24 protein-coding genes are annotated in these 22,964 nt (G+C 36.8%); 23 read left to right on the top strand and 1 reads right to left on the bottom strand.

Going from position 1 to position 22,964, the window contains the following annotated elements:
- The first annotated feature begins 31 nt into the window (after nucleotides 1-31).
- The 21 genes from hemW (at nucleotide 32) to recO (ending at nucleotide 19,517) form a co-directional block, all read left to right on the top strand.
- A complete protein-coding gene (gene hemW / locus C406_RS0108355) occupies nucleotides 32-1,171 on the top strand; it encodes a radical SAM family heme chaperone HemW (RefSeq protein ID WP_017380153.1) in 1,140 nt (379 codons plus the stop codon).
- Between the two features lie 91 nt (nucleotides 1,172-1,262).
- The gene (hrcA, locus tag C406_RS0108350) at nucleotides 1,263-2,297 is read left to right on the top strand and encodes a heat-inducible transcriptional repressor HrcA (RefSeq protein ID WP_017380152.1); all 1,035 of its coding nucleotides are present in this window, start codon (nucleotides 1,263-1,265) and stop codon (nucleotides 2,295-2,297) included.
- A gap of 17 nt (nucleotides 2,298-2,314) precedes the next feature.
- Nucleotides 2,315-2,887: a nucleotide exchange factor GrpE gene (gene grpE, locus C406_RS0108345; RefSeq protein WP_017380151.1), complete on the top strand. Its 573-nt coding sequence runs from the start codon at nucleotides 2,315-2,317 to the stop codon at nucleotides 2,885-2,887.
- Between the two features lie 34 nt (nucleotides 2,888-2,921).
- Complete coding sequence (gene dnaK, locus C406_RS0108340) at nucleotides 2,922-4,760, top strand: molecular chaperone DnaK (protein ID WP_017380150.1); 1,839 nt, start codon at nucleotides 2,922-2,924, stop codon at nucleotides 4,758-4,760.
- A 236-nt stretch (nucleotides 4,761-4,996) separates the two neighbouring features.
- Nucleotides 4,997-6,112, top strand: a complete 1,116-nt coding sequence (gene dnaJ / locus C406_RS0108335; protein WP_017380149.1) for a molecular chaperone DnaJ — start codon at nucleotides 4,997-4,999, stop codon at nucleotides 6,110-6,112.
- 13 nt (nucleotides 6,113-6,125) lie between these two features.
- A complete protein-coding gene (prmA, locus tag C406_RS0108330) occupies nucleotides 6,126-7,073 on the top strand; it encodes a 50S ribosomal protein L11 methyltransferase (protein ID WP_017380148.1) in 948 nt (315 codons plus the stop codon).
- A gap of 7 nt (nucleotides 7,074-7,080) precedes the next feature.
- On the top strand, nucleotides 7,081-7,818 hold the full coding sequence (locus C406_RS0108325) for a 16S rRNA (uracil(1498)-N(3))-methyltransferase (RefSeq protein ID WP_017380147.1): 738 nt from the start codon (nucleotides 7,081-7,083) through the stop codon (nucleotides 7,816-7,818).
- Nucleotides 7,819-7,938: 120 nt separating this feature from the next.
- On the top strand, nucleotides 7,939-8,610 hold the full coding sequence (deoC, locus tag C406_RS0108320; RefSeq protein ID WP_017380146.1) for a deoxyribose-phosphate aldolase: 672 nt from the start codon (nucleotides 7,939-7,941) through the stop codon (nucleotides 8,608-8,610).
- Nucleotides 8,611-8,711: 101 nt separating this feature from the next.
- Nucleotides 8,712-8,885, top strand: coding sequence for a 30S ribosomal protein S21 (gene rpsU, locus C406_RS0108315; protein ID WP_017380145.1), 174 nt, complete (start codon nucleotides 8,712-8,714; stop codon nucleotides 8,883-8,885).
- A 269-nt stretch (nucleotides 8,886-9,154) separates the two neighbouring features.
- Nucleotides 9,155-10,483 carry an NfeD family protein gene (locus C406_RS0108310; protein ID WP_017380144.1) on the top strand — a complete coding sequence of 443 codons (1,329 nt, stop codon included), beginning with the start codon at nucleotides 9,155-9,157 and terminating at the stop codon, nucleotides 10,481-10,483.
- Nucleotides 10,480-11,487, top strand: coding sequence for a flotillin-like protein FloA (floA, locus tag C406_RS0108305; RefSeq protein WP_017380143.1), 1,008 nt, complete (start codon nucleotides 10,480-10,482; stop codon nucleotides 11,485-11,487). Before C406_RS0108310 ends, floA begins: the two co-directional genes overlap by 4 nt.
- 35 nt (nucleotides 11,488-11,522) lie before the next feature.
- Nucleotides 11,523-11,963, top strand: a complete 441-nt coding sequence (locus tag C406_RS0108300) for a hypothetical protein (protein WP_017380142.1) — start codon at nucleotides 11,523-11,525, stop codon at nucleotides 11,961-11,963.
- 65 nt (nucleotides 11,964-12,028) lie between these two features.
- On the top strand, nucleotides 12,029-12,256 hold the full coding sequence (locus tag C406_RS20710) for a hypothetical protein (RefSeq protein ID WP_017380141.1): 228 nt from the start codon (nucleotides 12,029-12,031) through the stop codon (nucleotides 12,254-12,256).
- A complete protein-coding gene (locus C406_RS0108290) occupies nucleotides 12,256-13,380 on the top strand; it encodes a sporulation protein YqfD (protein ID WP_017380140.1) in 1,125 nt (374 codons plus the stop codon). The genes C406_RS20710 and C406_RS0108290 overlap by 1 nt, the downstream gene beginning before the upstream one ends.
- Before the next feature lie 2 nt (nucleotides 13,381-13,382).
- Nucleotides 13,383-14,342 carry a PhoH family protein gene (locus C406_RS0108285; protein ID WP_017380139.1) on the top strand — a complete coding sequence of 320 codons (960 nt, stop codon included), beginning with the start codon at nucleotides 13,383-13,385 and terminating at the stop codon, nucleotides 14,340-14,342.
- Between the two features lie 110 nt (nucleotides 14,343-14,452).
- The gene (locus tag C406_RS0108280) at nucleotides 14,453-16,531 is read left to right on the top strand and encodes an HD family phosphohydrolase (RefSeq protein ID WP_036654338.1); all 2,079 of its coding nucleotides are present in this window, start codon (nucleotides 14,453-14,455) and stop codon (nucleotides 16,529-16,531) included.
- Nucleotides 16,532-16,542: 11 nt separating this feature from the next.
- The gene (gene ybeY / locus C406_RS0108275; protein ID WP_017380137.1) at nucleotides 16,543-17,031 is read left to right on the top strand and encodes an rRNA maturation RNase YbeY; all 489 of its coding nucleotides are present in this window, start codon (nucleotides 16,543-16,545) and stop codon (nucleotides 17,029-17,031) included.
- Complete coding sequence (locus C406_RS0108270) at nucleotides 17,018-17,383, top strand: diacylglycerol kinase family protein (RefSeq protein WP_017380136.1); 366 nt, start codon at nucleotides 17,018-17,020, stop codon at nucleotides 17,381-17,383. Before ybeY ends, C406_RS0108270 begins: the two co-directional genes overlap by 14 nt.
- Nucleotides 17,384-17,395: 12 nt before the next feature.
- On the top strand, nucleotides 17,396-17,803 hold the full coding sequence (locus C406_RS0108265; RefSeq protein ID WP_017380135.1) for a cytidine deaminase: 408 nt from the start codon (nucleotides 17,396-17,398) through the stop codon (nucleotides 17,801-17,803).
- Entirely contained in the window at nucleotides 17,790-18,704 is a 915-nt protein-coding gene (gene era / locus C406_RS0108260) for a GTPase Era (RefSeq protein ID WP_017380134.1), read from the top strand. Before C406_RS0108265 ends, era begins: the two co-directional genes overlap by 14 nt.
- An 18-nt stretch (nucleotides 18,705-18,722) precedes the next feature.
- Nucleotides 18,723-19,517 (top strand): DNA repair protein RecO, encoded by a 795-nt coding sequence (gene recO, locus C406_RS0108255; RefSeq protein WP_017380133.1) that lies wholly within the window; start codon nucleotides 18,723-18,725, stop codon nucleotides 19,515-19,517.
- A gap of 108 nt (nucleotides 19,518-19,625) precedes the next feature.
- Here recO and C406_RS0108250 read toward each other — a convergent pair whose 3' ends face one another.
- Entirely contained in the window at nucleotides 19,626-21,008 is a 1,383-nt protein-coding gene (locus C406_RS0108250) for a glycine--tRNA ligase (protein WP_017380132.1), read from the bottom strand.
- A 329-nt stretch (nucleotides 21,009-21,337) separates the two neighbouring features.
- On the opposite strand from C406_RS0108250, the gene C406_RS0108245 reads away from it, so the two are divergent.
- Both C406_RS0108245 and C406_RS0108240 read left to right on the top strand, forming a co-directional pair.
- Nucleotides 21,338-21,976 carry a helix-turn-helix transcriptional regulator gene (locus C406_RS0108245; RefSeq protein ID WP_026045643.1) on the top strand — a complete coding sequence of 213 codons (639 nt, stop codon included), beginning with the start codon at nucleotides 21,338-21,340 and terminating at the stop codon, nucleotides 21,974-21,976.
- Nucleotides 21,977-21,989: 13 nt separating this feature from the next.
- Complete coding sequence (locus C406_RS0108240) at nucleotides 21,990-22,793, top strand: pyruvate, water dikinase regulatory protein (protein ID WP_017380130.1); 804 nt, start codon at nucleotides 21,990-21,992, stop codon at nucleotides 22,791-22,793.
- Nucleotides 22,794-22,964 lie beyond the last annotated feature (171 nt).

The raw sequence follows: 22,964 nt of genomic DNA, 5'->3' as shown, positions 1-22,964 counted from the left end.
CCTTTTTTTTCATTAAGAAAGTAGGAAGACCATGATTAAAGGAGTCTACATTCACATTCCTTTTTGTCATCAAATTTGTCATTACTGCGATTTCAATAAAGTTTTCTTTAAAAATCAACCAGTAGACGCATATATTGAAACGCTAGGTTTAGAAATGAAGATGTTTGTTGAACGAAATCGAGATCAATTACATATTGAAACAATTTTTCTTGGCGGGGGAACACCTACTGCTCTTAGCTCTACACAATTACAACGTTTATTTGTACTTATTAAGCAATACATTCCACAAAATTTCTTACAAGAGTTCACTACTGAAGCAAATCCAGATGAATTGACACATGATAAATTGGTGGTAATGAAAAACAATGGAATTAACCGCTTGAGTATAGGAGTACAAAGTTTCAATGAGGACATATTAAGTCGATTAGGACGCACACATTCAAACCAACATGTATACAAAACCATTCAAATGGCAAAAGACATTGGCTTTACGAATATCAGTATTGATTTAATGTATGGTCTGCCTGGGCAAACCATGGAACAGTGGGTAGATACATTAGAAAAGGCTCTGGAACTAGATTTGCCGCATTATTCTGCATATTCACTGATTGTCGAGCCGAAAACGGTGTTTTATAACTTGATGACAAAAGGTAAGTTGATCTTGCCAGGTGAAGATCTAGAGGCTGACATGTATGAAGTATTAATGAATGCGATGGAATCTAAGGGTATTAATCAATATGAAATTAGTAATTTTGCAAAATCTAATTTCCATTCAAAACATAATAACTTATACTGGGACAATGTGTCATATGCTGGCTTTGGTGCAGGTGCACACGGCTATGCTAATGGAATTCGTTATGCAAACATTGGTCCAATAAAAAAGTACATGGATGCAATAGAATTGGGAGAGTTCCCTGTTAATTCAACTCATGAAGTAACAGCAAATGAACGGATGGAAGAAGAAATGTTTTTAGGTTTGAGAAAAGTGTCAGGAGTCAATAAACATCATTTTGAAGAAAAATTCGGTGTTTCCATGGAAGACGTATACGGTCAAGCACTTTCAAAACATATATCCAGGGGTTCCATCGTCATAAAAAGTGATACGGTTGCCTTGACAAAAAAAGGAAGATTTATAGGAAATGAAATTTTTCAATCCTTTTTGATGGAATAACACATATTCGTTGACTTTCGTCATTGAATTTGATAATTTATGTATGAGTATTAGCACTCGCATGAGTTGAGTGCTAACAGAGGTGATAATCTTGTTAACGAACCGACAATTGCTAATTCTACAAGTAACAGTTGATGAATTCATTCTAACTGCTCAACCTGTAGGATCAAGACAACTTTCGAAAAAAGAGGAAGTTCCATTTAGTCCTGCTACAATTCGAAATGAAATGGCTGATCTAGAAGAGTTGGGTTATTTGGAAAAAACGCATACGTCGTCAGGTCGAATTCCTTCTGAAAAAGGGTATCGATTTTATGTTGACCATTTACTTAAGCCTCAACTTGCCTCAACAGCTGACATTAAGCAAATTCAATCTGTCTTTCAAGAGAGAATTATCGAGACGGAACAAGTGATACAGAAAACGGCTATGATTTTGTCTGATTTAACAAGTTATACGTCGATTTTACTTGGACCAGATGTGCGTAAACATCGAGTTAAACGATTTTCAATTGTTCCACTCACGAGTGATTCGGCAGTAGCAATTATTATTACGGATTCTGGTCATGTTGAAAACCGATTGTTCCAATTGCCACAAGGACTTACGGCTTCTGACATTGAGAAAATGGTAAATATTTTAAATGAACAGCTGACCGGTGTTCACTTGCATGAACTTCAACGTGTTCTTGAAAAAGAGACGGCCGCTTTATTAAAACAACATATTGGTCGATACGGTGAACTCATGACTTCGTTTGGGGCAGCAATTTCAAGTCCTCATGAAGAAAAAGTATTCTACGGCGGCAAATCAAAACTGCTTCAACATCCGGAGTTTAACGACTTGCATAAAGCACGTGGTTTAATTACGATGATGGATCAAGCTAATCAAATATCACAATTGTTTTCACCGAATCAAGTGGGTATTCATATCCGCATTGGTTCTGAGAATAACCTTTTGGCAATGGAAGGCTGTAGTGTCATAACGGCATCCTATACCATAGGGGAAGAACAAATGGGTTCAATTGCAATTATTGGACCAACAAGAATGGATTATCAGCGAGTAGTCACTTTGTTAGATGTTATGAGTGGCGATTTGTCTCGTGAATTAACACGAATTTTGCGTGGTTCACGATAAAGAAGGAGGAAATAAATTTGTCGCAAACTGAAGAAAAGCAAACTGTAAAAAATGCGGAGAATCAAGAACCCGATTCACTAATTGAAGAGCAAAATGCTTCTGAACTAGAACAATCAATTCAAGAAGAAAGCAATGAGGAACCAAGTGAGTTCGAACTGCTTCAACAACAATTAACTGAAGAAACGAACCGTCATTTACGGTTGCGTGCAGACTATGAGAACTTTAAACGTAGAACGCATTTAGATCGTGAAGCTGCGGATAAATATAAAGCACAAAGCTTGCTTTCAAACTTGTTACCAGTACTTGATAATTTCGAGCGTGCTATGCAAGTTGAATCAGCTTCTGAAGAATTGAAATCACTTCGTAAAGGGCTAGAAATGGTCTTCAAAACACTCCTCGAAGCTACTGAAAAAGAAGGCTTGCAAGTGATTGAAGCTGTAGGAGTATCGTTTGATCCGAATCTGCATCAAGCAGTTATGACCGAAACTGATGACTCAACAGACGTTGGTACAGTATTACAAGAGTTGCAAAAAGGATACAAATATAAAGACCGTGTACTTCGACCATCCATGGTTAAAGTAAACGAATAAAATTAATTTTTATACAACTAGGAGGAAATAATAAATGAGTAAAATTATCGGTATTGATTTAGGAACAACAAATTCATGTGTATCAGTTCTTGAAGGTGGAGAACCAAAAGTAATTCCAAATCCAGAAGGTAACCGCACAACGCCATCTGTTGTCGCATTTAAAAACGGTGAACGTCAAGTAGGCGAAGTGGCTAAACGCCAATCAATTACAAACCCAAATACAATTCAATCTATTAAGCGCCATATGGGTACTGACCATGTAGTTAAAGCTGAAGATAAAGAATATACACCACAAGAAGTTTCTGCTATGATTCTTCAATATTTAAAAGGCTATGCTGAAGATTACTTAGGTGAAAAGGTAACGAAAGCTGTTATTACAGTTCCTGCTTACTTCAATGATGCACAGCGTCAAGCAACTAAAGATGCTGGTAAAATTGCAGGTCTTGAAGTAGAACGTATCATTAACGAACCAACTGCTGCAGCTTTAGCTTACGGCTTAGATAAAATGGATGTAGATCAAACAATTTTAGTTTTTGACTTAGGTGGCGGTACATTTGACGTATCTATTTTAGAACTTGGTGATGGTGTGTTTGAGGTCCGTTCAACTGCTGGAGACAACAGTCTTGGTGGAGATGATTTCGATCAATTATTAATGGACTATTTAGTAGCTGAATTCAAAAAAGAAAACGGCATAGACTTATCTAAAGATAAAATGGCTACACAACGTTTGAAAGATGCTGCTGAAAAAGCGAAAAAAGATCTATCAGGCGTTACGTCAACACAAATTTCATTGCCATTTATTACAGCTGGCGAAGCAGGACCACTTCATTTAGAAATTACATTAAGTCGTGCGAAATTTGACGAATTAACGTCAGCACTTGTTGAGCGTACAATGGTACCTACTCGCCAAGCCCTAAAAGATGCAAATCTTTCACCTGCACAAATCGACAAAGTTATTTTAGTTGGTGGATCAACACGTATTCCATCTGTACAAGATGCAATCAAAAAAGAAACTGGTAAAGAACCACATCGTGGTGTTAACCCAGATGAAGTTGTTGCAATGGGAGCTGCAGTACAAGGTGGCGTATTAACAGGAGACATAAAAGACGTAGTACTTCTTGATGTAACACCACTATCACTTGGTATCGAAACAATGGGAAGTGTGTTTACGAAGTTAATTGAACGCAACACGACAATTCCAACGTCTAAATCTCAAACATTCTCAACAGCTGCAGATAATCAACCAGCAGTAGACATTCATGTGCTTCAAGGTGAACGTCCAATGTCTTCAGATAACAAAACTTTAGGTCGTTTCCAATTATCGGACATTCCACCAGCACAACGTGGAATCCCTCAAATCGAAGTAACATTTGATATTGATAAAAACGGGATTGTAACAGTTAAAGCGAAAGATTTGGGAACTCAAAAGGAACAAAATATTACGATCCAATCTAATACAGCATTAACAGACGAAGAAATTGAACGTATGGTTAAAGAAGCTGAAACTAATGCAGATGCAGATAAAGTGCGTAAAGAAGAAGCTGAATTGAAAAACGAAGCAGATCAAATGGTATTTATGACTGAGAAGACATTAAAAGATCTTGAAGGTAAAGTTACTGATGAAGAAAAGAAACAAGCTGAAGATGCGAGAGATGAGTTAAAAGTTGCACTTGAAGCAGGTATCTTAGAAGACATCCGCACGAAAAAAGATGCATTAAACGAAATTGTTCAAGCCTTGACAATGAAAATGTACGAGCAAGCAGCAGCTGAAGCTCAGGCAGCAGAAGGTGCTGAAGGTTCAACAACAGATGATGGAGTCGTAGACGCAGAATTTGAAGAAGTAAACGACGACGACAAAGTTAAGAAAGACTAAGTAAGACAAGTAAAAAGTCAAAGCCTGGACTTCCAGCTTTGGCTTTTTTAATGTCTTTGGCATTGGAGATAAGCTCGTGTTACAATAAGCTTTATCGTGCAAAAGTGTGTCACAAGTTACCTATATTAATTAAAGACAATAATGACAACTAACTTCAGGGTGGCTCGACTAATTTATTGGGGAATAACCATTGAAAGAGTCCATTTAATTTAAAAGTATAAGCAGGAGTGTGACGAATGAATAAACGAGATTACTATGAGGTACTTGGTTTAACCAAAGGTGCTTCCAAAGAAGAAATAAAAAAAGCGTATCGAACATTATCAAAACAATTTCATCCTGATATTAACAAAGCAGAGGATGCTGTTGATAAATTTAAAGAAATCACAGAAGCATATGAAATTTTAAGTGATGACCAAAAGAAAGCACAATATGATCAATTTGGCCATGCTAATCCAAACCAAGGCTTTGGTGGCGGAGGAGCAGATGGTTTCGGATTTGACGATATCTTTAGTTCATTCTTTGGTGGTGGGGGATCACGTCGTCGTGACCCAAATGCACCACGTAAAGGAGAAGACCTTCAATATTCAATGACTATTGATTTTGAAGAAGCTGTGTTTGGTAAAGAAACTGAAATAGAAATCCCAAGAGACGAAACATGCGAAACGTGTCATGGAAATGGAGCTAAACCTGGTACTACTCCAGAAACGTGTCACCATTGTAAAGGAACTGGTCAACTAAATGTTACGCAAGATACGCCATTTGGTCGTATGGTTAATCGTCGTGCTTGTCATCACTGTCAAGGGTCAGGAAAACTAATTAAAGACAAATGTTCGACTTGTCATGGCAAAGGTAATGTGACAAAACGCAAAAAAATTAAAGTTTCAATTCCAGCAGGTGTTGACGATGGTCAACAGTTACGAGTGACAGGTCAAGGTGAACCAGGTAAAAACGGTGGCCCTTCAGGCGATTTATATGTTGTATTCCGTGTAAGACCACATGCGCGATTTGAACGTGACGGAGATGACATTTATTTTGAACTTAAATTAACATTCCCACAAGCATCATTAGGGGATGAAATTGAAGTTCCTACGGTACATGGAAAAGTGAAATTAAAAATTCCAGTTGGCACTCAATCTGGAACGACTTTCCGTTTAAAAGGAAAAGGCGTGAAAAATGTACATGGTTACGGAATGGGTGACCAACATGTAGTAGCGAAAGTGATTACACCTTCTAAACTAACTGAAAAACAAAAACAACTTCTTCGTGATTTTGCTGAAATAAGTGGCGATATTCTTGAAGAGCAAAGTAGTTCATTGTTTGATAAAATCAAACGTACGATAAAAGGTGATTAAGGAGTTGACGTAGGTGAAGTGGTCAGAGCTATCTATTCATACAACACATGAAGCAGAAGAAGCAGTTTCGAATATTTTACACGAAGCAGGAGCGAGTGGCGTTGTCATTGAGGATTCAAAAGAATTTGGACGTGAACGCCAAGATATGTTCGGTGAGATATATGCTTTAGATCCAAATGATTTCCCTTCAGAAGGCGTTATTTTAAAAGCTTATTTACCCACTACAAGTTTTCTTGGGGAAACAGTGGAAGAAGTGAAGCTCGCGATCAACAACCTTATCAACTATGATATTAAATTAGGTAAAAACGAACTAATCATAAGTGAAGTAAATGAAGAAGACTGGGCGACTGCTTGGAAAAAGTACTATCATCCTGTGAAAATTTCGGAACGTTTTACCATAGTACCTACATGGGAAACATATGAGCCAGTTTCAACGGATGAACTTATTATTGAACTAGATCCTGGTATGGCATTTGGGACAGGTACTCATCCAACTACTGTGATGTGTTTACAAGCACTCGAAAAGACGGTTAAACCAGGAGACTACGTAACTGATATTGGTACAGGTTCTGGCGTATTAGCCATTGGGGCAGCTTTACTTGGTGCTAAACACGTCCATGCAATTGATTTAGATGAGGTTGCAGTACGGTCTGCTGAAATAAATGTTAAATTAAATAAAGTCGAGCAAACTACGGATGTCGTTCTTGGCAATTTAGTGGATACAGTAAAAGAACCATCAGATGTTGTAGTCGCAAACATTTTAGCTGAAATTATTATGTCATTTACAAGTGATGCATTCAATGTCGTGAAAGATGGCGGAATGTATATCACTTCTGGAATAATCGGATCGAAAAAAGAAATTGTAAAAAACTCACTAGAAATAGCCGGATTTATCATTGTAGAAGTAATGATGATGGAAGACTGGGTTACAATTATTTCGACGAAACCCTTAAAGGAATAAATTAGCGATGCAAAGATATTTTATTCCACAACCATTTGTAGATGGGACTTCAGTCATTTCAGGCGAAGATGCTAAACATATTCAAAAAGTCATGCGAATGCAAGAAGGACAATCCGTAATTGTCGTATCAGAAGGTCAAGCGTTTGAAGCGATTATTGAAGTCTTTGATGGCTTTGATGTTCGCATCAAAAAAAAATCTAAATCTTTGCTTTCGAATGAACTACCGAAAAATGTCACTATTTGTTGTGGTTTGCCTAAAGGTGAGAAATTAGATTTAATTACGCAAAAATCAACTGAGCTCGGCATGCACGAATTAATTCTCTTTGAAGCAGAACGGTCAATCGTGAAATGGGATGCAAGTAAAGGGAAGAAAAAACAACAGCGTTTACAAAAAATCGCCAAAGAAGCTGCTGAACAATCCCATCGAAATGTAATTCCTGAAATTCATGACATCGTTACTTTTAAAGGGCTCCTGCAACAGTCCAAACAATATGATGTATTACTCGTCGCTGATGAGGAAAACGCAAAGCAAGAAGATAGAACTCGTTTTGTTGAAATATTATCAAAAACGCATGATAAAAAGTCTATTTGTGTAGTGTTTGGACCTGAAGGCGGGTTATCAAGAAATGAAATACAACTACTATTGAATCATGGTTTTCAAACTATTTCATTAGGCCCCCGTATACTAAGAGCTGAAACAGCGCCACTTTACGTGCTCTCAGCTATGTCTTATGAATTTGAATAAGAATTAATATTGTTAACTATCAATCCAGTGCATCAAGATGTACTGGGTTTTTTAATGATAAGAATCTTTAATAGTGGTAAAATAAAGAGGTACGGACAACTTCTGAAAGGGTGAAATCATTTGACAACAAATATGGCATTAATGATTGATCATACATTATTAAAATCTGAAGCGACAAAAAAGCAAGTTGAAAAACTATGTGCAGAAGCAAAAGAATTCACTTTTGCATCGGTTTGTGTCAATCCAACATGGGTAAAAACATCAGCTGAACTGTTAACGGGTAGTCTTGTAAAAGTATGTACAGTTATTGGCTTTCCATTAGGAGCGTCTACACCTGAAACGAAGGCATATGAAACAACTGATGCAATAAACAACGGAGCAAGTGAAATCGACATGGTAATGAATGTTGGTGCATTAAAATCACAAGACCTTGAATTGGTGAAACGTGACATCGAAGCTGTAGTAAATGCAGCAAAAGGGAAAGCAATTGTGAAAGTTATTTTAGAAACTTGTTTGTTATCAAAAGAAGAAATTATTGTAGCAAGTCAACTTTCTAAAGATGCTGGAGCAGATTTTGTCAAAACTTCAACTGGCTTTTCGACTGGTGGAGCAACAATTGAAGTTGTTGCTTTAATGCGAGACGTAGTTGGTCCAGACATGGGTGTAAAAGCATCTGGAGGCGTTCGTAGTTTGGAAGATGTTCAAAAAATGATTGAAGCTGGAGCTACAAGGATTGGTGCAAGTTCAGGCGTTCAAATTATGCAAGGTCTAACTTCTAAATCAGACTATTAATTACAACAACGTATTGACCAAAATGATATGGTACGATATAATCTTGGAGTACGTAACACTAGGTTATGTATTGACGTGTGTTCGGAGGGGGGGAAAGAGAGATGTCAAAAACTGTCGTTCGTAAAAACGAATCGCTTGAAGATGCTCTTCGCCGCTTCAAACGTACTGTTTCTAAAAGTGGAACAATACAAGAGATTAGAAAGCGCGAATTTTATGAAAAACCAAGTGTGAAGCGTAAAAAGAAATCAGAAGCTGCGCGTAAACGTAAATTCTAATTAGATAATAATTCGCTATTTTCATGAATGTTAGCGTATAAAACGTAAAAAGTATTCAATTAATACGCATAAACGATAGTGATTAAATATTTAATATCCCTACGTTTCTTAGTACGTACTACTTGAAGACTAAAGAAAGCCAATATGTAAGCTGGGAAATCTTTTGATTTCTCGGCTTATTTTATTTTATTTTATTTTTGAAACTTTTCTTCTAGTCATCCGTACATAATATAGGAAGCCGATTTGTCACAAAGATAAGGAGGATCGTTATGAAATGGACACGTGTTATAAGTGGCTATTTATTGCTCTTAATATCTGTTCTATTAATCTTGCCTAACTTGCCCGTTAGCGCATCTGAAGTTTATCGAATTCCAATTCAAAAAGAAGTGGAAAAAGGTTTGTATGCTTTTTTACAACGAGCTTTTGAAGAAGCCGAAGAGGCAGGCGCCGAAGTTGTTGTTTTAGACATCAATACACCTGGCGGCTTTGTGAATTCTGCTGAAGATATTGCGAAGTTAATGGATGAAACACCCATAGACATAGTCGCTTTTATTAATGATGATGCGTTATCAGCAGGTGCATTTTTAGCGTTACATGCAGATAAAATTTACATGGTTCCAAGTGGTAGAATTGGAGCTGCAGCTGTAATTGACGGCTCTGGAAATGCAGCAGAAGATAAAGCGAACAGCGCGTGGCTTACCTCCATGAAATTTGCAGCTGAATCATCCAATCGAGATCCGCAATTTGCGCTTGCTATGGCTGATGAAAAGATTGATTTGCCACAATATCGTGCAGAACGTGGAAAACTCTTAACTTTGTCTGCTAATGAAGCCAGAGAAGTAGGATACTCAGAAGGAACTGTTGCATCTTTCGAAGAATTAATTACTAAATTGAATCTTTCAGATGTAACTGTTACTGCGGTAAGTGAAACGCTAGCCGAAAAAGTTGCTAGGTTTATAACTAACCCGATTATCGTGCCTATCCTCTTGTCAATTGCTAGTTTAGGATTAATTGTTGAACTGTATTCTCCTGGATTCGGAGTGGCTGGCACTATGGGATTAACAGCAATTGGGTTATTCTTTTTTGGACATTTAGTAGCTGGTCTTGCAGGATACGAATCCGTTCTTCTATTTGTGATTGGACTGGTACTTGTGGTAGCAGAATTCTTTTTAACAGGTGGAGTTTTGGGTATAATAGGGTTAGCGTTAATTATTGGTAGTATACTTCTTGCGGGAGGTAATGTGGTTCACATGGGAATAGCTGTGTTAATCGCGTTATTCGTTGCAATTGTGGGAATGGTGATAATCATGAAATTCTTTGGAAAGAACATGAAACTATTTAACAAGATTATTTTAAAGGATTCGACCGATACGAAGCATGGCTATGTATCGAACATAAACCGTGTTGAGTTAATTGGGAAATCAGCATTGAGCATGACACCTCTTCGTCCATCGGGTACAATTATATTAGAGGGTGAACGAATCGATGCGGTCACTGAAGGTGGCTATATCGAAATGGGTAAAGTAGTAAAAATCATTAAAGTTGAAGGCTCTCGTACAGTTGTTCGAGAAGTCACAGAAGGAGTCGAAGAAGCATGATTGAAGGAATTACAGGAAGTGCAATCGGCATTATCATTGCGATTATTGCCGCATTTATTTTACTATCAATATTCTTAACGTTTGTTCCAATCGCGTTATGGATATCTGCAGTAGCTGCTGGAGTAAGAGTTAGCATATTTACTTTAATAGGGATGAGATTACGTCGAGTTATTCCATCTCGTATTGTAAATCCTTTAATTAAAGCTGTAAAAGCAGGTTTATCGGTAACAATTAATCAATTGGAAAGTCATTATTTAGCGGGTGGTAATGTTGACCGCGTTGTAAACGCATTGATAGCAGCTCATAGAGCTAATATTGATTTACCTTTTGAACGTGCAGCAGCAATTGATCTAGCTGGTCGTGACGTATTAGAAGCTGTTCAAATGTCTGTTAATCCGAAAGTAATTGAAACTCCGTTTATTGCAGGTGTAGCAATGGATGGTATTGAAGTGAAAGCAAAAGCACGTATTACCGTTCGTGCAAACATCGATCGTTTAGTCGGTGGAGCAGGAGAAGATACAATCGTTGCACGTGTAGGTGAAGGGATTGTATCAACAATTGGTTCAAGTATTAATCATAAAAAAGTTCTTGAAAATCCAGATATGATTTCTCAAACCGTTTTATCTAAAGGACTTGATTCAGGTACTGCATTTGAAATTTTATCCATAGATATCGCGGATGTTGATATTGGTAAAAATATTGGTGCAGAACTTCAAACTGAGCAAGCTGAAGCAGATAAGAAAATTGCCCAAGCAAAAGCTGAAGAACGTCGTGCAATGGCTGTTGCTACTGAGCAAGAGATGATTGCAAAAGTTCAAGAGATGCGTGCTAAAGTTGTAGGTGCTGAAGCTGAAATTCCACTTGCAATGGCAGAGGCATTACGTGAAGGTAATTTTGGTGTAATGGATTATATGAATTACAAAAATGTTCAAGCTGATACTAGTATGCGCGATTCGATTAGTAAAATTGGCGACGATAAATCAAAAACTGATTTAACTGACTAATCCTGATCAGTAGCCCTTGAAGGAGGGATTTTACAATGGAAGTTATTATTTTTGGGATTATTGTATTTATCATTAGTGCAATTACTAAACGTAAAAATCCGAACGCTGGTGGTGGGACTCCTGATCCATCCATGTCAAAACCGGTTGATCAACGATCGACGACAAAAATTGAAGATTATGCAAGAGAAGTCTACGCGGATATGCAAAGGCAACTTTCTGATAACCAGCCTTCAACGCAATCTAAACCTGACGTAGAATACCAAATGGAAAAAAGACAAACTGCACCTTCACCTTCTAAACAAATAGACAAACAGCGAGCTACTAGACGGCCTGGAAGACTTTCAGCGCATCAGACAGTAGATCATGTTAGCGTGAAGACAGCTGACCCTTACTTCCTTGTACCGACGAAAAAGAGTGATATGCTTCAAGCAATCGTGTTTTCAGAGATTTTATCACCTCCAAAATCTAAAAGATAACTCATGACCTCCTTTCCATCAGCATATACTGATGGAAAGGAGGTCTTTTTCTGTTAAATAATCATTTGCAATTATCTCCATTTATTCATATTGATGACTTTGAACACATTCGAATTAATGGACCTTTTGAATTAGTCTTACTAAGTCCGCGTTTGTGTAAACTAAGCGGACAAGGATTTACTTTGACGATTGAATCTCTGGATACCATTATTTCAACCATGAATGTAGACGAAGTTACAATTAATGTACGAGACTTAACGCGTCTTGAACTTCGGAAAATGGATATAGTTTAATGACAACTAATAAAAAAGGTCGTAAGATTACATGTCAAATTAAGCCTCATAATGGAATGTATTCCTTCATTCAATCATTAAAAGAAAATAAAGTTTACATAATAAAATTATTTACTAGTAAATCAGGTGTAACTTTTACAATACTAGAAAAAGATTTACACATAGTTCGACGCGTTAGAAAACAGTATAAGATACCTATACATTTTTCAAGACCAGATGCTAAACAAATTATCCAATTCGAATGGACTATTATTATTGGTTTACTAGGTTTTATTATCCTTCCTTATCTATGTTCTTTATTTTTATGGCAAATATCCATTGAAGATGTTTCGGATGAACGAAAAGTTAAGCTTGAAAGAGAATTACAAGATTTACATGTAGGTGAAAGAAAAATAATGGATAGTCTTGCAACCGATTCAGAAATTAGACAAGTTCTTTTGGCGAATAACCACGATTTATCTTGGATTCATATTAAACGCACTGGTTCTAAAATGAAGATTACTTCTGTGCCAGCACCAGTAATAATTAGAGAACAAATTGATCAGCAGAAACCTTCAAATTTAGTAGCATTTAGAAGAGGTATTATCACACATTATGATCTTCGTTCAGGTGAACGTTTAATTTCGATAAATGAAACGGCAAACAAAGGAGATGTACTTGTAACTGGGGTTTTAAAAAAAGGAGAAAAAGATGTGATTGTCGGTGCGGAAGGGCAAGTGTTTGCTGACTTTTGGTTGGAAACATCTTTTCAGATACCTACAAAAATTGTGTATGATAAATTCTCTTCTGAACAAGTGAAAATTCTCCAAATATCACCATCTTGGAAGGAATTTAAAAAAGAACAAAATACCGAGAATTTTACAGAACTAATCAAAAGTGTTTTTCGTATCGAGCGAAATACCATCGTTCAAAAATCAATACTACCGGTAAGTGAACAGTGGATCCAAGAAGCATTTCTCCCTATGCTGAGGATGAGAACAGCTTCGAGTTTATCACCAAAAGGAAGAATAATGGATGAAAAAATTTTACACATGACATGGTCAAATGATAAAGTAAAAGGGAACATATTGTATTATATGAATGATAACATCGCAAGCAAAAGTCCGATTCATCAAGGAGACTGAGAATGCCGGAAGAACATACGGAATTACACGTTCAAGATCCAAATGAAGCCATCTTACTGCTAGGAATTTCTGATGGTAATATGAAGTTAATCGAACAAGAGCTTGCAGTTAAAATCATAACTAGAGGGGAATCGATTCGTTTAGTTGGGGAGTTAGATAAAAGAGCAACTGCTAAACTACTGATCGAACAACTACTCAAAGTCATTCGAAAAGGTATAAATATTAATCAAAGAGATGTAAGTACAGCGATTGAAATGAGTTCTGCTGGAACTTTGGAATACTTTGCGGAGTTATATGACGAAGAAATCGCTCGAAATGTAAAAGGCAAAGTAATTCGCGCTAAAACAATTGGACAACGCGAATATATTCAAGCTATGCGCCATAAAGATTTAGTATTTTGTATTGGTCCAGCCGGGACAGGCAAAACCTATTTAGCTGTCGTTCACGCAACACAAGCATTAAAGAACGGTCATGTAAAAAAAATCATTTTAACTCGACCAGCTGTTGAAGCAGGGGAGAGCTTAGGGTTCTTGCCAGGCGATTTAAAAGAAAAAGTAGATCCTTATATACGTCCTTTATATGATGCACTTCATGATGTACTAGGGACAGAGCAAACGGCTCGATTTATAGAGAGAGGTACCATTGAAATTGCCCCTCTTGCTTATATGCGTGGCCGAACACTAGATGATGCGTTTGTCATTTTAGACGAAGCTCAAAATACCACGAAAATTCAAATGAAGATGTTTTTAACTCGACTAGGCTTTGGGTCGAAAATGGTTATTACAGGAGATAAAACTCAAATTGATTTACCACGTGGTGCTGAATCAGGGTTAAAAGTAGCTGAGAAAATTCTGCATAACGTCAGTGGTATTCACTTTCAAATGCTTGAGCAAGGAGACGTTGTCCGTCATCCGCTCGTCGCAAAAATTATTCATGCATACGAGGAGCAGCAGTCTGAATAAGACTGCTGTTTTTTTCAATTCTTTTACAATTTCCTATGTAATAGTACAAAATTCTTGATATGATAGTAGGTAGAAGATGGGGTGATGTAGTGAATAGCTGGTTTAATAAAATGCAATCACTTGTAGGCTATCGAACTTTTACCATTTTAACCTTAGTGATTACAGGATTACTCCTATTCTTGCTCCTGCTAAATGGTGTCCGGTCAGAAACGTATGATATTAAACAGTTTCAACTGTCGAACGACACAATCCGTGCTGTAAAAACTGTTGAAGATCCAGTTAAGACGGAAGAAGAACGTAAAAGAGCGGAATCAGAAGTAACGAGTGTCTATCAATTTTCTGATGAAATTGGTGATAACAACTCATCAATTGTCACTTCAATATTTGATTATGTATTAGAAGTAAAAGCTCAATCAGGTGAAGAGCCAATAGAAAATCAAGTAAAAGAGTTAAAAGAAAGCCTACAAGTCCTTGAGACAGCGGGTGTAGACCTTAGATTTGCAGAAGATGCATTAACTTCATTACTATTACTAGATAACAGTAAATTAATCAATTTAAGCGATTTACTTTCAACTTCTATAAGAAATATCATGAGTAAACCAATTCGCACTGAAGACGTATCGAATGCTAAAAATGAAATTGAAAAACGTATGCGAGGAAATGAGGAAATTCCAGAAATAGTATTACCAACTGCTGTATTAATTGGTCGCTATAGTATTAATGAAAATGAAACTTTAAACGATCAACTAACGCAAGCTCGAGTTGATCAAGCGAGAGCGAGTATAGACCCGACACGTATTCTTCAAGGACAAGTAATTGTTCAAGAAGGGCAAGTCATCGATCGTGAAGTGTATCGTCAACTTGGTTTAGTTGGTATGTTAACGAATCAATCTTCATTAAAACCTATTTTTGGATTGATTCTTTTTATTTCTCTTTGTTTATGGCTCGTACATATGCAAATGACGAAATGGCATACTGATAAAAAAGAGCGTCAATCGGCACTTTTAGTCGTAATGATCATATTAATAATGTCAGTTGTTGGAATGAAGTTAATTAGTTTAGTATCAGATAACTTTGATGTAACCATTGCGTTTTTATTTCCTACTGCATTAGCACCAATGCTCGTACGTTCTCTTATCAACGAACGTTTTGCAGTTTTAGTGGCTTTCTTAACTGCGGCTGTAGCGGGAATTGTTTTTCAAGAAGGATATTCTGTTGTATTACAAATGGAAATTACTTTGTATATCTTATTTGGAGGTTTGGCAGGATTATACGTGATTCAAGGTGCTGAAAAACGGTCACACTTATTGCAGACTAGTATGAGCGTAGCTATTGTCAATCTTATTTTTATGGCATTTTACTTGTTAATGTCTCAATCGGATTTCGGACTTTCGGAGCTTCTATTCTATGGTATAGCCGCATTAACTTCTGGTCTGTTATCAGGTGCGTTAACCATTGGGTTATTGCCTTTTTTCGAAACAGCCTTTGGAATGATTTCTGCAATGAAATTAATCGAACTATCAAATCCGAATCACCCTTTGTTGAAGAAAATTTTAACCGAAACACCTGGAACTTATCATCATAGTGTCATGGTCGCAAATTTAGCAGATGCAGCTTGTGAATCCATTGGTGCTGATGGTCTGCTAGCGAGAGTAGGTTGTTATTATCATGATATTGGTAAAACGAAACGACCTGGGTTCTTTATTGAGAATCAGATGAGTCATGCGAACCCACATGACTCCTTGCCTCCGGAAAACAGTAGAGATATAATTCTATCCCATGGTAGCGACGGCGCAAAATTATTACGAAAACACAAAATGCCGAAAGAAATAATTGATATTGCCGAACAACATCATGGAACAACTTTATTGAAGTATTTTTATCACAAAGCTAAAGAGGATGGAAAAGAGGTAAAAGAAGAAGAATATCGTTATGCAGGTCCAAAACCTCAAAAGAAAGAAACAGCGATTATTTGCATTGCAGATAGCGTAGAAGCTGCGGTTCGTTCAATGAAGCAACCTACTTCTGAGAAAATAGATGAAATTGTCTATTCAATAATTAAAGATAAATTACACGATGGGCAGTTTGATGAATGTGATTTAACGTTAAAAGAGCTCAAAATAGTTGAAAATGTTTTGTGTGAAACGTTAAATGGGATTTTCCATTCACGGATTGAATACCCTCAATAAAGGAGAAGTTCATGTATCTAACATTAGATTTAATCGATGAAACACAGTCATTATCAATTAAAAACCTAGAGTTGATTGAAAAGATGTTACACCATGCTGCTGAGGTAGAAGGAATAGAGGCAGGAAGTGAATTATCTGTTACATTTATTACCAATGATGAAATTCAACAAATTAATCACGAATACAGAGGGAAAAATGTTTCAACCGATGTCATTTCATTTGCGATGGAAGAACTAGGTGAAGGGGAAATGGCTATTGAAGTCGAAGGGGCACCACGCATGCTGGGTGATATTATAATTTCGGTCGAACGTGCTAAAGAACAAGCAGCTGATTATGGTCATAGTGAAGAAAGAGAATTGGGTTTTCTAGCTATTCACGGCTTTTTACATTTACTGGGATACGATCATATTGATGTTGCGGATGAACAAGAAATGACTGAAAAACAAGAAGCCATTTTACAATCTTTTGGATTGAGACGTGAACAGGATGAAAAACAGTAATTTTACTTCCTCATTCAAGTTTGCGTTTGAAGGAATTATCCATGCTGGTATGCGAGAACGAAATTTTCAATTCCACTTGTTTGCCGCAACTGTTGTTATTATTAGTGGAGTTTTTAGCCGTTTATCAACTATTGAATGGATTCTTCTAATCTTATGCATTTCCGGAATGTTATGCTTGGAATTAGTCAATTCAGCTTTAGAAAGAGTAGTTGATTTAGCGTCACCTGATATTCATGATTTGGCAAAGCAGGCGAAGGACATGAGCGCTGCTGCAGTTCTTGTGTTTGCCTGTGCGAGTGCTATAATCGGGGTACTCATCTTTATACCTAAGTGGATGGAAATTTTTAATTGAGGTGTTTGAATAATGGATAAATTACAATTGATGGAACAATCAAAAATCGCACGCGAAAATGCGTACGTACCATATTCGAAATTTAAAGTAGGTGCTGCTTTAATAACAAAAGAAGGAAAATTATACCACGGTTGTAATATTGAAAATGCTGCCTATAGTATGACAAACTGCGCAGAGCGTACAGCGATGTTTAAAGCCGTTTCTGAAGGCGAACGTGATTTTGCTTCACTTGCAGTCGTTGCAGACACAGAAGGCCCTGTATCGCCTTGTGGAGCCTGTCGCCAAGTGATTGCGGAGTTTTGCAAGCCAAACATGCCCGTGTATTTAATTAATTTAAAAGGTGATATTCAGGAAACTACAGTTGCAGAACTGTTACCTGGTGCATTTTCTCAGGAGGATTTAACATATGTTGGAAGTTAACGAAGGATATAAATCAGGTTTCATTTCAATTATTGGTCGACCGAACTCTGGGAAATCAACTTTCTTGAATCGTGTAATTGGACAAAAAATTGCAATTATGAGTGATAAACCACAAACGACAAGAAATAAAGTCCAAGGCGTTTTGACGACTGATAAACAACAAATGATTTTTATCGATACACCAGGAATTAATGAGCCTAGACACAAATTAGGTGATTTCATGTTAAAAGTGGCTAAAAATACTCTACGTGAAGTTGATGCCATATTGTTGATGGTGGATTCAACTGATCGTATAGGAAAACAAGATCGTTATATTTTAGAAATGTTAAAAGGTAATGAAACTCCAGTATTTTTAGTGATGAATAAAATTGATTTAATTCATCCCGATAAGTTATTGAGCGTTATTGAATCCTTCCGCAAAGAATACGATTTTGCTGATGTATTACCAATTTCTGCGTTAGAAGGGATAAATATCGAGAAATTACTTGAGGTTTTAACAGGATATTTACCAGAAGGACCTCAGTATTACCCTGCAGATCAAGTGACAGACCATCCTGAACGTTTTATTATTTCTGAATTAATTCGCGAAAAAGTCCTTCACTTAACTCATGAAGAAATACCACATTCAATTGCAGTTGTGATTGAGAAAATTAAAAGAGAAGAAGATAGTGAAATGATTCGTATTAATGCGACAATCATGGTGGAGCGAGATTCACAAAAAGGAATCGTCATCGGGAAAAAGGGTGCTCTTTTAAAAGAAGTTGGGGTGCGTGCTCGTAAAGATATAGAAATGTTACTTGGTACTAAAGTATTTCTTGAGTTATGGGTAAAAGTTCAAAAAGATTGGCGTAATAAAAAAATCCACTTACGAGATTTTGGATTCCGCGACGACGAATATTAATAAAGGGCGTGTGGGCAGTTGCTGAATCGAGTCGAAGGCATTGTCTTAAAAACCCAAGATTACGGAGAATCTAATAAAATAGTGACGCTCTATTCTCGAGAATTTGGTAAGATTACAGCGATGGCTAGAGGAGCAAAAAAACCTGCAAGCCGTTTAGCTGCAATTACTCAACCTTTCACGTACGGTTCCTTTCTAATTCAACAAGGTCGCGGAATGGGAACCATGCAACAAGGGGAGCAAATAGAATCGTATCGACATATTCGAGAAGATATCGAAGCGACGGCGTATGCAAGTTTTGTTGTTGAACTAATAAATCGGGCAGTCGAAGATAGCACACCGCAGCCTGCAATTTTTAATTTACTTCAACAAGCTTTACATGCAATTGCAGATGAATATGATCCTGAAGCCATTGCGTTGTTTGTAGAGTGGAAAATGTTGCCGGTAACTGGTATTTATCCAACCTTACATCAATGTGCCAATTGCGGTGCAACAGATGGTGAATTTTCCTTTTCTTTTCAACAAATTGGTTTCTTGTGTCACCGGTGTTTTGCAGTAGACCCATATATTGTTCGTTTAACACCAGCTCAAGTTAAGCTTATTCGAACTTTTTACACGGTAGCGATTGACCAAGTGGGAAAATTAACATTAAAAAAAGAAACAAAAAAATTTATCAAAAAGATAGTACGAACAATATATGAAGAACAAACAGGGATTCGTTTAAAGTCCCAATCCTTTCTTGATCAACTCGACCGTTTACCTCAATATTTTCCTAAAAAAGAAAATCCGTCTACATCCCAAGAAGAAGGGGAGTAGACGGATTTTTTGTTGAAAAAAAAGACAATCTTTTATCTTTTATTAAAGTGACAGCTTCCCACGTTGTAGTCGAACTTGAGTGGGCAATGTGTTATCGCTTTTCTAAAATTAAAACTCTAAATGCTTTTCAATATACGCTTTTACATCAGCGATTGGCATACGTATTTGTTCCATTGAGTCACGGTGACGAACTGTCACTTGACCGTCTTCTACTGAATCAAAGTCATACGTAATGCAGAAAGGTGTTCCAATTTCATCTTGGCGGCGATAACGTTTTCCGATTGATTGTGACTCATCATAATCCACCATAAATGACTTGCTTAAATCAGCAAATACTTCACTAGCACCTTCAGATAATTTTTTTGATAAAGGCAAAATAGCTGCTTTTACAGGAGCTAAAGCTGGATGGAAACGTAAAACTGTGCGCTTGTCATCACCTTCAAGAGCTTCTTCTGCATATGCATCACATAAGAAAGCCAAAGTTACACGGTCCGCGCCTAGTGAAGGTTCTATACAGTAGGGTACATAGCGTTCATTTGTTAAAGGATCAATATAATTAAAATCTTCACCTGAATGTTCCATATGGCGTTTTAAATCAAAGTCAGTGCGGTCTGCAATGCCCCATAGTTCTCCCCAACCGAATGGGAATTTATATTCCACATCTGTTGTAGCAGAAGCGTAGTGAGAAAGTTCTTCTACATCATGATCACGCAAACGAATATTTCCTTCAGTTAAACCTAAGTTTAACAACCAGTTTTTACAAAAGTCGCGCCAGTAAGCGAACCATTCTAAATCTTCGCCGGGTTTACAGAAGAACTCAAGTTCCATTTGCTCAAATTCACGCGTACGGAACGTAAAGTTACCTGGTGTAATTTCATTTCTAAAACTTTTACCTATTTGTGCAATACCAAAAGGCATTTTTTTACGCATTGAGCGTTGAACATTTTTGAAGTTAACAAAAATTCCTTGTGCTGTTTCAGGGCGCAAGTAAATGTCATTTGAAGATGATTCTGTAACACCTTGAGAAGTTTTAAACATCAAATTGAATTGTCGTATATCCGTATAGTCTTGCGCGCCACAATCTGGACAAACTATCGAGTGTTCTTTAATGAGTTCTTCCATTCTTTCGAAAGAAAGGCCGTCAACTATTAATTCAATACCTTTTGCGTCGAGTGCTTCTTCGATTAATTTATCGACGCGATGACGTGTTTTACACTTTTTACAGTCAATCATTGGGTCGTTAAAATTTCCAATATGTCCTGAAGCTGACCATACTTTTGGATTCATTAGAATAGCTGCATCTAATCCTACATTGTATGGAGACTCTTGAATGAATTTGCGCCACCAAGCTTTTTTAATATTGTTTTTTAGTTCTACTCCTAGTGGACCATAGTCCCAAGTATTGGCTAATCCCCCGTAAATATCTGATCCAGGAAAGACAAAGCCTCTGTGTTTCGCTAAACTAACAACTTTTTCCATTGTGATTGTCATAAAAATCCCTCCAAAATAAAAATAGCACTCGTCCCCGGACATTTAATGTCCGGGGACGAGTGCATAATACCCGCGGTTCCACCCCAGTTGATTGCAAAATGCAATCCACTTTAAAAAGCATGACTCAAGGACGCCTTTTCATGTTCGATACAGACTTTCACTATCTCTGCTCGCTTAAGATGAACATTACTTATTACCCTATCTTCGTCTATATAATTTGAATAAATCATAGCATAGAAAAATGAAAAGTGCTACTCAAGCACGATACTAGATAACAACTCCTAAATAGTATATACTATTTAACATTGAGTATAACACTTTTTGAGGCGGTGAGTCCGATCGAACTCAACAAACGTCAAGAGGAAATCTTGGGTATAGTTAAAGAAAACGGTCCTATTACAGGAGAACAAATTGCAGAACGTTTGCATTTAACAAGGTCTACACTTCGACCGGATTTAGCGATTTTAACGATGGCTGGATTTCTGGATGCAAGACCTCGTGTAGGTTATTTTTATTCAGGTAAAAAAACAGGTCAAGCTGTAACAGATAGCATGATGAACATGAAAGTAAGAGACTTTCAATCGATACCCATTGTGGTAACTGAAAATATGATGGTATATGATGCTATCTGTCATATGTTTTTAGAAGATGTAGGAACTTTATTCGTTGTAGATAAAAATGCTTATTTAACAGGAGCATTATCAAGAAAAGATTTACTTCGCACAAGTTTAGGTAATAAAGAATTAAACAAAATTCCTGTGCATATTATTATGACTCGAATGCCAAATATTACGTATTGTTTTAAACATGATTCTCTTATTCATGCTGCAAAAAAACTGATTGATAAACAAATAGATGCACTTCCTATTGTGAAAGAACATCCAGACGGATATGAAGTAATAGGTCGAATAACGAAAACGAATATAACAGGTGCTTTTCTGTCATTAGCGGAAAATCACGATTTGTGAGGTGATGAAAACCATGAAAAGACTAAACATATTTATTGTTTCAGATTCAGTGGGAGAAACAGGAGAGTTAGTTGTGAAAGCAGCGGTTAGCCAATTTCGACCGGGTTTGCAAGATACTTCATTAAAACGTTTTCCTCATATTGAAACGATTGATCATGTAAAAGAAATTGTTCATTTGGCAAAACTTCAAGATGCGATGATTTTATATACGCTTGTTCAAAAAAATATGCGCTCTACTTTGCAAAAAGACTGCGCAAATCAAGGAGTTCTATCTATCGATTTAATGGGTCCTCTGATGGACACATTAGAAGGTTATTTAAATGAAATTCCATTTGAAGAACCAGGACTAGTTCGTAAACTTGATGACGATTATTTCAAGAAAATTGAAGCGATTGAGTTCGCTGTAAAATATGATGATGGTCGAGATCCAAGAGGCTTGCTGCTTGCGGATATTGTCTTAGTAGGTGTATCTCGTACTTCAAAAACTCCATTGTCACAGTATTTAGCTCATAAACGATTTAAAGTCGCTAATGTACCGCTTGTTCCTGAAGTGGAACCGCCAGAAGAATTATTTAAAGTAAATCCTACAAAATGTTTTGGTCTCGTTATTTCACCTGAAAAGCTAAATTCCATAAGGAAAGAGCGTTTAATTGCTTTGGGATTAAATGATGATGCGAGTTATGCAAAATTAGAGCGTATAGAAGAAGAAATTGAACATTTCAACAAAGTTGTATCAAGAATTGGCTGCCATGTCATTGATGTAACAAACCGTGCAGTAGAAGAAACAGCAAATGTTATATTAAACAAAATTCAATGAGCGAAAACCAACCCTGAAGGGTAGGTTTTTTCTTTTGAAAAGCAATTATTTTATGGATTTTTACAGTAAAATGTTTTATAATTAAAATTTGTGGTAAAAATATCAAATAAGAGTTGTCATTATAAGAGATTATTGCACTGATAAGATAACAATTATATTTGGATATCAGTA

This window comes from Paenisporosarcina sp. TG-14 (genome assembly GCF_000297555.1).
In the GTDB taxonomy this organism is placed as follows: domain Bacteria; phylum Bacillota; class Bacilli; order Bacillales_A; family Planococcaceae; genus Paenisporosarcina; species Paenisporosarcina antarctica.
Note: the sequence above shows the minus strand (reverse complement) of the source record. Positions and strands in the feature narration are given on the sequence as shown.